Genomic DNA, 14,850 nt, shown 5'->3' with positions numbered 1-14,850 from the left:
TCCGGATTCGTTACGGGCTAAAGTTCATCTCCGGACAAGATGGTCACCGCGGCGACCGCCTCGCTATCGGCGAGCACCCCGCCGCTGCTTTGCGCCAAGGCGAGGCGTGCCGAGCTGACTTGCCGCGCCTGACAGCGCCCGCGGAGTTGTTCGGTGAGCTCTACGAGTTGGGCACAGCCGGTCGCGCCCAATGGGTGTCCGCGCGAGACCAGCCCGCCGCTGGGATTGACGGGCAGCTTCCCGTCGAGTGCCGTTGCGCCCGCGCGCGTGAGGTCGATGGACTCCCCGGGGCCACAAAGGCCGACGGCCTCCATCAGGATCAGCTCGGCCGCTGCAGCGGCATCGTGAAGCTCAGCAACGTCGATTTCTTCGGGACCCACCGCCGCAGCCTCAAATGCCTGCTTCGCGGCCACTTGCGACGGCATCGCCGGTGAGCGCGGATCACGCGAGGCCATCCCCAGGCCGAGGACCCGGACACCCATCGCCCCGATCTGCCGGCACATGGTCTTGGAGACCACAACCAGCGCTGCGGCCCCGTTGCTGACAGGTGCGCACATGCTGCGGGTCAACGGCGCTGCGATCATTTTGTCCTGGAGGACTTCTTCGACAGACACCCGACGACGGATCTGCGCATTCAGGTTCAGGGAGCCGTTGGCACGGTTCTTTGCCACCACCTGTGCGAGGTCCCGGGGGCTGCCGCCAAATCGCTGCAAGAACTCCGCGCCCTGCGCCGCGTAGTGAGCCATCAACGGTGAGGAGCGCACAGCCCCCGCATTGGATTCGTGAGCATGCAACGTCAGCGAATCAACCATGGCGAACATGTCGGGACGTCGCAGGGTGTCCGTCGCCGCGGCCAGCGCACCGAACGTACGCAGCCGCTCCGGGTGCGACATTTCCTCCACACCGATCGCGATCGCCGCATCGACCTGCCCGGCAGCTACCGCGCCGGCGGCAAGATGAAATGCGGTCGACGAAGAGGCGCAAGCGTTTTCGATGTTGATGATCGGTTTGCCCGCCAGCGCCGTCTGATGCAGGAGGACTTGGCCGCGAATCATTTCTTGCCCTTGGACCAGGCCCGCCGCCGCGTTGGCGAAGAACACCAGAGCGATGCGGTCGGCACCGAGCCCGGCATCAGCCAGGGCGCTGGCCGCGACGCGCTCGGTCATATCGATCAAACCCTGACCGTGCGAAGTGAACTGCGTCATCGCAGCGCCAACGACATATGCGTCCATTTGTTGCCTGACCGTCTTTCCGGATCCGTCCCGCACTGACAGCAAGTCCATCGGCAACCGCTCCGCCGGGCAATGGCCGAGTACCCAAACACCGAGGCAGCGACGTCGTACCTTCCGCCAACGACGCTCACCGCGCTGTGCGCGAACGGCGGTGGTTGTAGCTTTCGACGACACACCCGGCTCGCCTACCGGTTGCTCGACCATAGGCCCTGTCGGGGAGTTGTTGGTTCAATCAACTTGGACTGGTTCCGAATGCACGGACAGCGCTGTCACCGTCTGCGGAGGTCGACGTGGAGATAAACGAGAGCAGGATACGAAATCCGTTCCGGCCGGATGCGATTGCCGTTGTCACCGGAGGTGGCCAGGGAATCGGTAGGGCGATAGCAGAGATACTCGCCGAAGAACGACTCTCGGTGGCAATTTGGGACATCGATGTCGACAGCGCAACCACAGTCGCCAAATCGATCACCGAAGCCGGCGGTCAAGCCGAGGCTTTTGAGGTCGACATCACTGACGAATCCTCAGTGGCCGCAGGCTGGTCGGCGGTGTCGCGGCAGGGCGTGTGCCCCTACCTGGTCAACAATGCCGGGGTCGCGAGCTCCCGACCCCTGTCGCTGGCCGAGGGTCTGGCCGGCACCATTGGCGGGCTCGTCGCGGTCACCGAGAAATGGCTCGAAACCGCCGGAGAGCAGGCATCCAGCGTCGTGAACATCTCATCGATCGCCGGCAACGACGTGGGCGCCGGATTCATCAACAGCTACTACCCGGTGGGCAAAGGGGCGATCGCGGCCTACACACGCCATCTCGCGGTTCGACAACGTGGCCGGCCACGCGCAAACACCGTCTCACCCGGATTCACCTTGACTCCGCGGAGTGCGCCGCTGCTGGACAAGCCCGGTACCGCATTCGGCGAATGGGTGCGCCGTGGCCCGATGCAGCGGGCAGGCTACCCGCATGAGACCGCCGAAGTCGTCGCATTCTTGCTGTCCGAGCGCGCCTCATTCGTCAACGGCGAGTACATCCGGGTCGACGGTGCTTTCGTGCTCGCCGACTGACGCGGCCGCCGCTACCGGTCAGATACGCGGATGGTACTAGTCTTGCGCAGCTGCCCCAAGCAGTTCCGAAGCCCGCCTGGTGGCGGCCAATAGCTCTCTGGTGTAACGGGAAATGACATCTACGCCCGCCACGCCCGCCGGGCCCCAGAGCGTAAACGTGAACTGCGGTCCCCGCTCACCGACGAAAACCGGTGCGGTCACCGAATGGAACTCATACGCTTTGCCCGGATCGAGCGACGCGACGTTATACAGGCCCAGAACACCCCGCACCGCTTGATCAACCCTGAGACCAACGTCGCCGCGACCCGCGGTGATGGCCTCTTCGAGCACCGCGTTGGCGGCATGGCCAATACCGAAGCTATAACCGCGTTTCCGGATGGAACGGAGGATCTGCTCGTAGGTCGCCCTGTCGTGACCCTCGGGGAGCCTGCCCAGCCACGCTTGCTGTTCCTGCTCATCAGCCCACGCCGCATGGACACCGCCCAGCGGGGGCATGAACGAGACCCGCTGACCGACGCGCGTCGGCACGACCGCCGTCTTGGCCCGCCCGACCGTGGCGATCACGGCCAACTCATCGCCCACCCGAGTGATGACGGTGACTTCACTTTGTAGCTTGTCGGCGAGATTCTCCATCACCGGTTTCACGACGTCGACGTGTCGAAGCTGCTCCACCACATCGGTGTCCCCTGCAGAGATCGTGAGCGGCGTAAAGGAGCCATACCCGCCGCGAAAGAACAGCAGCGGCATGAAAGGACGCACCACATCCAGGTGGAGGACCCGGCCCAGCACGATCTCGTGATCGCCGGCCGGGAAAATATCCTCCATCAAGCAGTCGATATAGGCGCACGAATCGGTGAGCACCGGAAGTCCCGTCGGCGAGGCCTGCCAGCTCAGCCCGTCGAATTTGTTGCGCTTGCGGGCAGCGATGATCCGGCCGATGTCCTCCTGAGCTTCGCTGAGGATGTTGACGCAAAACCGTCTTCCGCATTCCCGCAATCGCGCCCACGAGCTTGAAGCGCGGTCCGCCATAAAACCGACCAGAGCCGGCTGCAATGACACCGAGGCGAAAGATCCGATCGTCATCCCGACCGCTTCACCGTCGGGGTGCATTGCGGTCACCACACAGACACCGGTCGGATACTGCCCGAGGACTTGACGAAAGAGCCCGGCGCTAATAACAGCTGGCGTCGTGGTTTCCGGCTCATTCGGGGTTGCAGGCAGCGGCGCTGCGCTCATGGTCGCTCCCTAATCGGCACCATTTGTCATTCAGTCCTCGAGCAAAATCGCTTGCACCGGGCACAGATTGGCCGCCTGTTCGGCTCGATCTCGCAGCTCGCCATCAACGTCTTCAAGGTGTGCGACGACGAGACCATCGTCATCCATGTCGAAGACATCACGGGCCACGTCAATGCAGTTGCCCGACGAGATGCACAATTCAGGAATCACTCTCACCTTGGCCATGTCACTCTCCCACCGTGTTCACCAGGTGACCAGTACCGATTCGGCACCGTAAACCATCGAGTTTTTGTACCGAATGCCGTTGGCGCTTGCCGCCAGTCGCAATTCGGGGAAACGTTCGAACAAGCGCGGGAATACCACCTGAAGTTCCACTCGCGCGAGCGACTGTCCAAGACACTGATGCGGTCCGAAGCCGAAAGCCATGTGCGCGCGGCTGTTCCGACGGATGTCGAGCGCATCCGGATTGTCGAAAACCGCCGGGTCCCGATTGGCCGCCATCACGGGTGCAATGATCGCCTCCCCGCGGTGCACATGCCCCGACGGGACCTTGACATCGTCAAGGGCGAGCCGATAGGTGGCCTGATGGGCTACCGACAAATATCGCAGCAGTTCCTCTACTGCGTTGGGCCACAACGACGGATCGGCCTTGAGCGCCTCCAGCTGCTCGGGGTGCTCCAGTAGGGCAATCGTCCCCAGCGCAATCATGTTCGCGGTGGTCTCGTAGCCGCCAACCAGCAATACATGCAGAATTTGCAGCAGTTCCTCTTCGGACAGCTTGCCTATGGCAAGCTGCTCGACGACCAGGCGACTAATCAGATCGCGTCCCGGACTTTCCCGGCGCTCGGCGATCACGTCGGCGAGGTAGTCGGTGAGGTCGACCTTGGCCTGAGCCGATTCTGCAGGCGTGCTCGACAGCGAATGCCAAACCTCCATGCGATCCTGGAACAATCCGCTGTCGGCCAGTGGTAGGCCCAGCAGCTCGACGATCACGCGACTGGGTAGCCGGTTGGCGAATTCGGCGACCAGATCCACCGGCCGCGGGAGCGTGTCGAGCCTGTCGAGCAGCTCCTCGACCATCTTTTCCAAGTTTGGCTGGAGTTTTCGCACGTGTGGCATCAGAAAATCTCGGTTCACCATGCGCCGATGCTCGGTGTGCGTCGGGGCATCCATGCGCGCGAACACCCGTTGACCCATCCGGATCGATCGCGCGGTCTCACTGGCGTGGGGGAAACCCGCCCTATTGGTATCCGCAGAGACACCATCGGCACTTAGCACGGCCCGAATGTCGGCGTGTTTGGTCAGCAATGTTGCCTTCGAGCCGTCATACATGTGCACACGTGCGATCGGACACCGTTCGCGAATCTCGTTCAACACTGGCGGAGGGTCGAGGGGGCATCGCCCGTCCCGGTCGAACGGCCAGGTCAGCTCGCTGTCATCGACGCTCACGGCATATACCTCACTTTTGCCTAGCACGGCCCGCGGCCTCACTTGACGATCAGGGCGTACGGCTTCTGGTTGCCGACTGCGACATCACAATTCGGCGCACGCCGACTGCTCGTTGTGCTTGCGGGCAGGCCTTTACTTCGTTTCAAGCTACGCAGCCCGCTGGTGAGGTTCCACGGATGACTGGCCAAAGCTCTGAGAGGCAGCATTGTGTCAATGCACATCCGGCGCGACGGCCTCAGACGAAGGCTGGCACCCGCGGGGCGCGACCGAAGCCAATGTATGCAAATACTGTGGATCCATTGTCAGATTGCCGCGTCGCACCATGTCGTCGAGCGCAAGAGGCCGCGCCTCGGGCGGCTCGACGGGCGCGTCGGTGACCACCGACGTCGCTCGCAGTTGCTGGTATGCCGCGTGGTCGAGCCCGGCGAGTTTGGTAACGACATACTCGTTGTGCTCTGCGAACCGCGGCGCCCGACCGGTGATGGCCACCTCAGACGTTGAGCATTTCCAGCTGAATGGCCGACCGATGAGCGGGCGGCAGCCGGTGATCTCTCCGTGGTCGACCCACTCGTAAAACCCGCGCGACAATAGATGAGTGTTCTGAAGCAGGTCTCGCGCGTCCATGACTGGCCCTGCCGCCACCCCGATCGATTGCAATGCGCCGCACACCTCAGCGGCGGTGCGGGTGCGCGCCCACGCTGTCAGGCATTCGCGCAGCGCCCTGCTCGACTCATCGTCGACGGCCGCGACAGTCTCGGGCACACCGGCAACGAGGCCGGCCAGCGCGGCCAACCGGTCCGCACTGACTACACTCACGGCCACCGTCTGGCCGGGTTCAGCGGTGTCGAACAATCCGCTTAACAACGCGTCCGTGTCGCGATCACCGACGCGCGGCGGCTGCTGCCGATTGGCCTGCCAGTCGATCAGTGCCTCTGGAATCACCGTCGCCCCGAGTTGGTACATGCCGAGGTCAATCCATTGACCCTGGCCCGTCTTATCCCGGAAAGTCAACGCGGCGAGGATCGCGAGCAGCCCTGTCCAGCACGCCAGAAAGTCCGGGTAGGACTGCCCAGCCTTGGCTGGACCCTCGTCCGTGTAACCAGTCACCGAGGTCAAACCCATCGTCGCTTCCAGCGTGGTTCCTTGTGCTTTGAAAGAGGCCCAGGGACCGGTGGATCCATAACCTGTGTTGGACAACATGATTAAGCCGGGGTTCGTCTGTGCCAGCTGGCCGTAGGTCATGCCCCATTTACGCATCACGCGGGGAGTGAAGTTGTCCAGCAGAACGTCGGCCTTGTCGACAAGGGCACGTAGCGTCGACCTGCCCGCGGTGGTTGATAAATCCAGCGCTACCGAGCGCTTTCCGCGGTTGAGGACCTGGAAGGTTGACGCCCTGTTCCAGTAGTCCCCGCTGGGCTCGTTGTTGAAGCTCGCTCCGAAACCGCTTCGGGTCTGGTCCAGTTTGGCGGGCGCCTCCACCTTGACAACCTCTGCTCCGAGGTCGCCCAGCAGTGCCCCGACATAGGGCACCGCGAACACAGTGGACAGATCGACTACCAGCATCCTAGACAGCGGCCCGGGCCCAGATACGTCGCCGTTCTGACGGACATGCCCGTTGAACGGTCCGGATGACGGTGGATGTGGTGCAAAGTCGTTGTCCGCACCAAGTTTCGGTGCCGCGGCACCATCGCGGATCGGCGTCGCCGACAATTCAGCGAATCTGCCGGGCAGTCGGATCGGGGTGCCGTGGACCGTCAAACCCGAATCGACGCGCCAGACCGATCGGGCACGCATCTGGGGGCATGTCAAGAGTTGCTCGGCGGACTGGACGAAACCGGCAAGCAGGCCGCGAGTGCCCGCTGACTCGAAGACCTCGCGTGCGTTCGACCTGGCGAGGTGCTGCGTAAGGAGCCGTCCCAGCTGCGCCGCGTGTTGCGCCCGGGACGCCTCGGTAGCAAACTCCGGGGCGTTGAACCGGTTGTCGCCGAACAGCGAGGCAAAAGCCGCGACCGGCGTCAGCGTCGTGGACTGAAGCGAAACGAACCCGTCGGCCGTGGGGATGGGCTCACCGGAAAACGGATCCTGGGTCGATGAACGCCTGCCCTGTATCGCGCCGAGGAAGGCGTAATAGGGCGCATTCATCACCAGCTGCGAGGCGATGACCTCATGGATCGACAGATCAATGAGGACGCCGGCGCTGAAGCGGCGCGCGGCCAGATACCCGGCAAGCGACGCATAGGCGGCGTTGATCCCGGCGCAGTAAAGCGATTGGTTGAGCCCGGGCTTGATCGGGTGGCGCTCGGCTGTACCGCTGATCTGCATGACGCCGCCCATCGCCTGGAACACCAGATCGGTGGCCACCCAGTCGCGGTATGGACCCGAATGCCCGAAGTTGGACACCAAAGTGACCACCGCGTTGCGGTTCCAACTGCGCAAAACGTCGGCCGTCAAGCCGAACTGATGCACACGCGCGGGACTCAGCGACACCAGGACGATGTCCGCCCACCGCACCAGATCGGCGAGCCGCCGACGGCTGCCGACATCCGAGAGGTCTAATTCGACGCTGCGTTTGCCCCAGTTGAGATACTCGAACAGCAGCCCGCGGCTGACCCCGTCGACGCGATCTGCAAGGGGTGGTTTGACGCGGAGATGATCGCCTACGCCCGGTCGTTCGATCTTCACTACCTCGGCGCCAAGGTCACCCAGCAGCCGAGCGCCATAGGGTCCGGCCACCCCGCCGCCCAGTTCGAGCACCCGCACGCCGGCCAGCGCGTCGGGTGTTGCAGCGTTCATACCGTCACAGGGTTCGGCGTGGGAATTGGCGCCCGCCATGGGCGGATCGCGCCATCGAGGGCGGCATCTCGCAGTTTGAAATGCCTTGCTTGATGGTGGGTTTCCACCAGAGGGAGGTTTGGGTCATAGAGCGAGTCTCGATCCGGACGCGGGCCCGCTTTCGACACATGTCCCGGAGTCGCCCGGCCGATGATGTCCTCCAGCAGCCACACGACCTCGATCAGCTTGTCGAGATCGACTCCTGTTGGGATCCCCATGGTCTCGAGCATGTGCACAACATCTTCGGTGGCGGCCATGCCCGTGGCGCGGCCGTTACCGCAATACGGGCAGCCGCCGATGCCGCCAGTGACGACGTCGAGTTGAATTGTGTAAGCCTCGTCGAGGGCGCGTAATGCAGCATAGATGGACGGCAGCGCCATACCGCGGGCGTTGTGCAGGTGTAGGTGGACGTTCGTGATGTCCGGCCAGGTTTCCTTGATGACCGCTAGCTGTTCCTCCACCCAGTGCGGCATGCACCACGACATCGGATCGGCCAGACTGACCCAGGTCACCGGAATCTTCGAATCCGCCCACGCGTCGTGCTGGCGCGTGAGCATTTCCATCCGCTGCTCGAGACTGAACGGGCCCTCGAAGTTGGAACCCCACGCCGCGCCGATCCCAATGCCTGCCTCGGCGGCCGACGACGCCACGGCGGCCTCGATCACGCGCGGCCAATTCGCGATCTCGTCCTCCTGCGACATGTTCGCGTTGCGACGGACGAACGTGTCGCACAGATGGGCATAGGTCATCAGTGGAATCGGTGAGGGGGAAAGCGGTGGCATGTAGGACGTCATCCGATCCCGGCCTTTTTGGTTAAGTGCCAGCGCGGTGTAGCGGACACCATCGCGCGGGGTGAATGACGATACGATCGTATCGATTTCGGCCATTTGTGGTGTGTAACGGGGGCTGACGAACGAGCCGACTTCGATCTGAGTCAACCCGGTTGCCGACAATGCATCAAGAACCTTGATCTTTTCTTCAACCGGGATATCAATCGACTCGATCTGCATCCCTTCGCGCATCAACTCATCGTTCAGGCAGACCTTCGGGAAACCCACCGTAACCTCCAGCAGTTCAGTTGATGTGGTCGTGCGCCCAATCTGAGCCTCGACTTCAGACGAAGCCCGACCGTGTCTGCCAGTTCAGTCTTGGTGAGCGCCTCTTGGCCTGGCCAGGTAGACCAGCACAATATGCGTCCGCTTAGCTGGTGCGATCGCACAACGGCTTCGCGCACATGGTCCATTGCACAAACGATGGTGCGGCTGGGTTTTCGATTACGACGAGGCGTTAAACACACTGGTCAACCAGATGGTTGACACGGTGGCTTTGTTGGTGGTTGAGTGCGGCTACCAGGGTGAGTCGGACCCTTCGATCAAGGGATGCATTTCACCCAGGATGACCCGGAGGGAGCTGATGCGGTGGCCATGATCCCTTCTGAGTCCCGCCGCGTCGTGGTTAGCCCAGGACCAGGCGGCGCCCTCGTGGCCTACGACACGATTGCTGTTTCCGTCGACAGCGACAGGTTCACGATTTCGGATGTCTGGCTGACGCAAGGGAAGCAGCCAACCACAGACTGTGCTCCCGGCTCCGCCGATTGGTCGCTTGTGCCCGGCGACAACGGCACCACCTGGCGCATCGTCGAATTCAAAGCAGGCCACACTTCGGCCGACATCACTGCCGGTATGCACCAGACGCCTACGGTCGATATGGGTCTGATCCTGTCCGGCCGCATTTGGCTTGTTCTTGAGGACGCCAGCGTCGTAGAGCTGACGGCCGGCGACTTCGTCGTCCTGCGTGGCGTCCAGCACACGTGGGCCAATCCCGGGAAGGAATCATGCCTAATGTCCGTCGTACTGGTCCGCTCACATTGACCAGCTGTCTCGTCATCGACCGTCCGCTACCGAGGCTGTCGCTTGAGGAAAACCCGCCTACAGCGCCTGTCGCCGCCGAACGCCCGACGTTAATGGTACCGGCTGGTAAACACGGCGTTGACAAGGCAATTCGCGAGGTTGCCGCGGGCCGACCCGTGATTATGCACGGTGGCCACGAGCAGGACGGCGAGGCCGATTTGGTGTTCGCCGCGGCGCTGTCCAGCACAGCGCTGATGACATCATGCGTGCGGCTCACAGGCGGCTTTGTTGGCGTAGCTCTCGCCGCAGAACGGTGCGATCAACTACGGTTGCCGCCCCAGCATTGGTCTCAATTCGCACGTCGGCGTCCCCAATGCGTGGCCGTCGATGTGGTCGGTGTCGGCACTGGTATCTCGGCCAAAGACAGGTCACTGACCGCACAGGCCCTGGCCAACCCGTGCACGACAGCTGAACAGCTCACCCGACCGGGACACGTAATTCCATTGCGTGCAGGTGTCGGGAGCGACTCCGTCGATGCCGCGGTCCGGTTGGCGCTGTTAGCCGGGCAGCCAGGGGCTGCGGTGGTGAGCCGGCTGGTCAGCGAAAAAGATCCGACCACCATGGCGAAGGCACCTGAGATTTCTCAGATCGCCTTCCGGTACCAGCTGTGTACGATCACCGTCGCCGAAATTCTGGACTGTGCAGACTTTGCCATTCCTGCTCGGTTGGCCTCGACCGGAAGCTAACCGCGCCCGCTGAATGGCCTTAACGCCGAGCCACGAGTGGACGGGCCTTGACCGCGGACTCTTCCGGAGTTGTTGGGGTCATGATCGCCACCCGGATGCGGTCATACCGGCGCATAAGATCCGGTTCGCGCACTGTTCCGGCATACCCTTGTATCCATGCGCGTATCGGAGCGGCTAGCTCATATGGCAGCTCAACCTGGCTATTCGAATAGAACGCAAGCAGGTCCGCGATCGCACTATCCATTTCCCCCGCACCTATTTTCGTGCATAGTCGGACGCGTGCATCCGGTGTCATGTATTCGACGGCCCAGTCCGCCAAGGCCCATACAAACGATAGTTCGCGTGCTCTATTCATTGGCGGGCTTACTGAGATACTCGTGACCGCTTGTTGCGAAGGTCAGCGAAGGCGAGCTGGGCTGGGTCGGTGCCATCGCGGCGGCCGCGGGCGAATCCTTTGGCGGCGGGGGCGTCCCAGGGCGCTGGAGCTCCAAGGTCGCGACTCCAGTCGACGACCGAGGTGCGCTTGTTGATCCGCCATGTCCCAGATTCACGCCTCAACTCATCGACGTATCGTCCACCGATGAGCACGGCATGGGCCCCGTCGCCGGCATACTCGATATCGTCGACGAACTCGATGTAGCAGAGGTAGTACGCCTCGCTGACCGCATCGTCACCCTCGATCTCAATTAGCTGATTGGCGACGTAGTGCTGCTTGGCGCCACGCGAAGATGCCTTCTCTTCGAGGTACTTGGCCAGCTGCGCGGCCGTACCTTGGAAGGCTCCGTGGTCATCGATGGCGTCGGGGGTATAACAGTCGGCCATCGTCGTCCAGTCCTGGCGGTCCGCGCCGTGGCAGTACCGCATGACGCAGTTCCGAATCTCACGCTCGTCCAGCAGGATTCGAATCGAATCCGTGTCGGTCATAACGAGACAATAGACGGCGTGGCTCCAAGAGTCAACGTAGTTGTTGACATTCGTGGCTCGTTCTCCGGTCACATGCGCGCCGTCATCGGTACCCGGGCAGCAGTTCGTCGCCTTCGGCGGCCATCGCACCCCACAGTGGCGAGGTCATGGTCGAGACGGTCTCGGTCTGCGCCACGCGTCGACGATCGTCACCGTGTCGGGGCGCTTTGAGCCGGTCAATCTATCAACGTTGACGTTGAGCAAGCTAATTCGCCGAGTCGTCGAGGCCCGCGACGTCTGTCGTGAGACGCACTTTGTTCCGTGGCGCGCGGACGCCAATGCTGCGTTCGGCAGCGGCCACAATGCGCACGCGCGCATCGTCGCCGACCGTGGATTCGGCGGCCTGACCACGCGATCCTCGAAGCATGCAACCGATGTCACAAGCAACGCGGCGCGTCAGGTAACCGTTCAACGTTTATGTTGACAATATGTTAGCGTTGGATCGAGAATGGCTGCTGACGTTGGACGTGGAATGTCAGCACATCGGGCCGTGCCATTCATACAGCCTCAGGGGAATGTTCATTCAGCCTGAGGGGAAGGAGTGCGATGACTCGGCTTGTCGCGCGATTTTGGGTTCCGTTCGTCATGGTGGTCGTGACGGTCATCGCCGCGTTCACCGTCGCGCGGCTGCATGGAGTCTTCGGATCGGACATGTACAAGCCGGATAACGGCAACGCCGACGCGATCATCCAGTTCAATCCCAAGCACGTTCTTTTTGAGATTTTCGGCGCGCCGGGAACGGTCGCCGATATCAACTATCTGGATGAGCAGGCTCAGCCGCAGCACCTCAATGGGGTGAGGCTGCCGTGGTCATTTGAGATCGTGACCACACTGACCGCGGTGCTGGCGAACGTGATCGCACAGGGCAACAGCGACTCCATCGGCTGCCGGATTACCGTCAACGGTGTTGTCCGCGACCAGGAATCGGAGAACTTGTACCACGCGCAGACCTCCTGCCTGGTGAAGTCGGCATGACCAGTCGCCACAGCTCGCCCACAGAGGCGCCAACACCCTCGCTCATTGCCCGCACGATCCGCATATTTGCGGTGCCGATCATCCTCGGCTGGATCGCGCTGACCGTGGTGGTCAATGTCGTTGCACCGTCGCTCGACAAGGTCGGTGCTGCGCACTCGGTGGCGATGACCGCCAGGGATGCGCCGTCGACGATCGCGATGATGCGCATCGGTAAGGACTTTCAGCAGTTCGATTCTGACACCACGGCAATGGTGTTGTTGGAGGGTCAAGACAAGCTCGGTGATCAGGCACACCGGTTCTACGACAAGCTGATCGACAAACTGTCGCAGGACAAAACCCACATCGAGCACATCAACAACTTCTGGGGTGACCCGCTGACCGCGGCGGGCTCACAAAGCGCAGACGCCAAATCCGCCTACGTGCAACTGAACCTGCGCGGCGACCAGGGCAGCACCCAAGCCAACCAATCGGTCGCCGCGGTGGAGCGCATCGTCGATTCCGTACCGCCGCCGCCGCGAATCAGGGCCTATGTCACCGGTCCCGGTCCGCTGGCCGCCGACCGCCGCGAGTACGGCGACAAAGGCATTAAGCGGATCACCGCCGTCACCTTGGTGGTGATCGCGGTGATGCTGCTGGTGGTCTATCGATCGATATCGACCGCGCTGGTCATGCTGCTCACGCTGGGAATCGAGTTGCAGGTTTCCAAGGGTGTCATCGCGGTGCTGGCCAACTCCAACCTCATGGGGCTGTCCACGTTTGCCGTCAACCTGCTTGTCGCGCTGGCGATCGCGGCCTCGACCGACTACGTGATCTTCTGGGTGGGCCGATATCAGGAGGGCAGGTCGAGGGGCCTGGATCGTGAAGCCGCCTATTACAACATGTTTTCCGGCACCGCCCATGTCATCGTGGGATCGGGGCTGACCGTGGCCGGGGCGATGGCATGCCTGAGTTTCTGCCGGCTCCCCTACTTCCAAACCCTCGGCGCGCCGTGCTCGGTGGGTCTGCTGGTGGTGCTGGCGGCCTCCCTGACCCTCGGCCCGGCGATCGTTGTCGTGGTCAGCCGGTTCGGTGTGCTTGACCCCAAACGAGCCCACCGAGACCGCGGGTGGCGCCGCATCGGCACCGCTGTGGTGCGCTGGCCCGGCCCGGTGCTGGCCGCGACCATTACGGTAGCCCTGGTCGGCCTGCTGGCGCTGCCGGCGTACACCACCAACTACAACGACCGCTACTACATTCCGGCTTACACGCCGGCCAACGTCGGATACCACGCCTCGGATCGGCACTTCCCGCCAGCCCGCATGGAGCCCGAGCTGCTGATGTTGGAGTCCGACCACGATATGCGCAACCCGGCCGACATGATCGTGCTGGACAAGGTTGCCAAAAACGTGTTCCACATTCCGGGTATTGCCCGCGTACAAGACATCACGCGACCACTGGGCACGCCCATCGACCACAGCTCGGTGCCCTTCCAGGTCAGTCTGCAAGCCGCCAACACCGTCGAAAACCTGCAGTATCTGCACGATGCCGTGGCCAATTTGACCAAGGTCGGCGACCAGCTACAGATAGCGATCGACATCACTACGCGCATCTCCGACCTCACCCACCAGCTCACCGGCGTCACGCACGATCTGGACGGCCAAACCCATCAAATCAAGTCCGACACCAACGACTTGCGCGACCACATCGCCGACTTCGACGACCTCTGGCGACCCCTGCGCAGCTACTTCTACTGGGAAAAGCACTGCTTCGATATCCCGATGTGCTGGTCATTTCGATCGTTGTTCGACGGCCTCGACGGCGTCGACGCGCTCAGCGACGACATCGGCAACGTCACCAAGGACATCGACAGACTCGACGTCATCCTGCCGCAGCTGGATGCTGTACTGCCACCACTGACCGTCACCCTCAAGACAGTGCGAACGCTCACGATGGCGGCGGTGAGCACCTTCGCTGGACTGATCAATCAGCAGGACGCCCTTAGCAAGAACTCGACCTTCATGGGCAAGGCGTTCGATGACTCGCACAACGATGACACGTTCTTCCTGGCGCCCGAGGCGTTTGAGAATCCAGACTTCCAACGCGGTCTGAAGCTGTTCTTGTCCCCGGACGGCAAATCCGCGCAGTACATCGTCACCCATAAGGGCGATCCCGCAACCCCCGCTGGTATCTCGCACATCGACAAGATCATCCAAGCAGCTTCCGAGGCTGTGAAGGGAACGCCCCTGGAGAGCGCCAATCTATACCTGGGCGGCACTGCGGCTACCTACAAGGACATGCACGACGGCTCTATGTTCGACCTGATGATCGCGGTCGTCGCGTCGATCGCCCTCATCTTCATGGTCATGCTCGGTATCACCCGAAGCTTGATAGCCTCCGCGGTCATCGTCGGCACCGTCGCCTTGTCGCTGGGCTCCTCCTTTGGCATCTCGGTGCTGGTTTGGCAGCACCTGTTGCACATGCCGCTGAACTGGCTGGTGCTGCCGATGGCGATCGTGATCATGCTGGCCGTGGG

Annotated in this window: 12 protein-coding genes; 5 read left to right on the top strand and 7 right to left on the bottom strand. The window is 62.5% G+C overall.

Translation table 11 applies throughout. From position 1 onward, the window contains the following. Positions 1–17: 17 nt before the first annotated feature. On the bottom strand, positions 18–1,283 hold the full coding sequence (locus VNW74_RS11775; protein ID WP_325676941.1) for a thiolase family protein: 1,266 nt from the start codon (positions 1,281–1,283) through the stop codon (positions 18–20). Between the two features lie 239 nt (positions 1,284–1,522). Between VNW74_RS11775 and VNW74_RS11770 the strand changes: the two genes are divergently transcribed. Then, positions 1,523–2,287, top strand: coding sequence for an SDR family NAD(P)-dependent oxidoreductase (locus tag VNW74_RS11770; RefSeq protein ID WP_325676939.1), 765 nt, complete (start codon positions 1,523–1,525; stop codon positions 2,285–2,287). Positions 2,288–2,323: 36 nt separating this feature from the next. Here the strand turns inward: VNW74_RS11770 and VNW74_RS11765 are convergent, their stop codons facing one another. The 5 genes from VNW74_RS11765 to VNW74_RS11745 form a co-directional block, all read right to left on the bottom strand. After that, positions 2,324–3,523, bottom strand: coding sequence for a flavin reductase (locus VNW74_RS11765; RefSeq protein ID WP_325676937.1), 1,200 nt, complete (start codon positions 3,521–3,523; stop codon positions 2,324–2,326). Between the two features lie 30 nt (positions 3,524–3,553). Continuing rightward, entirely contained in the window at positions 3,554–3,748 is a 195-nt protein-coding gene (locus tag VNW74_RS11760) for a ferredoxin (RefSeq protein WP_325676935.1), read from the bottom strand. 18 nt (positions 3,749–3,766) lie between these two features. Next, positions 3,767–4,972, bottom strand: a complete 1,206-nt coding sequence (locus tag VNW74_RS11755; protein ID WP_325676933.1) for a cytochrome P450 — start codon at positions 4,970–4,972, stop codon at positions 3,767–3,769. A gap of 210 nt (positions 4,973–5,182) precedes the next feature. Then, positions 5,183–7,765 (bottom strand): CoA transferase, encoded by a 2,583-nt coding sequence (locus VNW74_RS11750; RefSeq protein ID WP_325676931.1) that lies wholly within the window; start codon positions 7,763–7,765, stop codon positions 5,183–5,185. Continuing rightward, entirely contained in the window at positions 7,762–8,862 is a 1,101-nt protein-coding gene (locus VNW74_RS11745) for a citramalate synthase (RefSeq protein WP_325676929.1), read from the bottom strand. The genes VNW74_RS11750 and VNW74_RS11745 overlap by 4 nt, the downstream gene beginning before the upstream one ends. Before the next feature lie 423 nt (positions 8,863–9,285). Between VNW74_RS11745 and VNW74_RS11740 the strand changes: the two genes are divergently transcribed. Beyond that, positions 9,286–9,675 carry a cupin domain-containing protein gene (locus VNW74_RS11740; protein ID WP_325676927.1) on the top strand — a complete coding sequence of 130 codons (390 nt, stop codon included), beginning with the start codon at positions 9,286–9,288 and terminating at the stop codon, positions 9,673–9,675. A gap of 92 nt (positions 9,676–9,767) precedes the next feature. After that, positions 9,768–10,400 (top strand): 3,4-dihydroxy-2-butanone-4-phosphate synthase, encoded by a 633-nt coding sequence (locus VNW74_RS11735; RefSeq protein ID WP_325676925.1) that lies wholly within the window; start codon positions 9,768–9,770, stop codon positions 10,398–10,400. A gap of 363 nt (positions 10,401–10,763) precedes the next feature. Here VNW74_RS11735 and VNW74_RS11730 read toward each other — a convergent pair whose 3' ends face one another. Further along, positions 10,764–11,324 carry a nuclear transport factor 2 family protein gene (locus VNW74_RS11730; protein ID WP_325676923.1) on the bottom strand — a complete coding sequence of 187 codons (561 nt, stop codon included), beginning with the start codon at positions 11,322–11,324 and terminating at the stop codon, positions 10,764–10,766. A 585-nt stretch (positions 11,325–11,909) separates the two neighbouring features. Here VNW74_RS11730 and VNW74_RS11725 point away from each other — a divergent pair. Beyond that, entirely contained in the window at positions 11,910–12,338 is a 429-nt protein-coding gene (locus tag VNW74_RS11725; protein WP_325676921.1) for an MmpS family transport accessory protein, read from the top strand. Further along, positions 12,335–14,850: MMPL family transporter (locus tag VNW74_RS11720; RefSeq protein ID WP_325676919.1), on the top strand; the 2,516-nt coding region annotated here is incomplete at its 3' end. The genes VNW74_RS11725 and VNW74_RS11720, both read left to right, overlap by 4 nt.

It is taken from the genome of Mycobacterium sp. (genome assembly GCF_035570115.1).
GTDB lineage: Bacteria > Actinomycetota > Actinomycetes > Mycobacteriales > Mycobacteriaceae > Mycobacterium.
Note: the sequence above shows the minus strand (reverse complement) of the source record. Positions and strands in the feature narration are given on the sequence as shown.

Bases quoted from the DNA above. Each gene is read 5' to 3' on its own strand.
- VNW74_RS11775 (WP_325676941.1), bottom strand. From the start codon at position 1,283: ATGGACTTGCTGTCAGTGCGGGACGGATCCGGAAAGACGGTCAGGCAA.
- VNW74_RS11765 (WP_325676937.1), bottom strand. From the start codon at position 3,523: ATGAGCGCAGCGCCGCTGCCTGCAACCCCGAATGAGCCGGAAACCACG.
- VNW74_RS11760 (WP_325676935.1), bottom strand. From the start codon at position 3,748: ATGGCCAAGGTGAGAGTGATTCCTGAATTGTGCATCTCGTCGGGCAAC.
- VNW74_RS11750 (WP_325676931.1), bottom strand. From the start codon at position 7,765: ATGAACGCTGCAACACCCGACGCGCTGGCCGGCGTGCGGGTGCTCGAA.
- VNW74_RS11735 (WP_325676925.1), top strand. From the start codon at position 9,768: ATGGTACCGGCTGGTAAACACGGCGTTGACAAGGCAATTCGCGAGGTT.
- VNW74_RS11730 (WP_325676923.1), bottom strand. From the start codon at position 11,324: ATGACCGACACGGATTCGATTCGAATCCTGCTGGACGAGCGTGAGATT.
- VNW74_RS11725 (WP_325676921.1), top strand. From the start codon at position 11,910: ATGACTCGGCTTGTCGCGCGATTTTGGGTTCCGTTCGTCATGGTGGTC.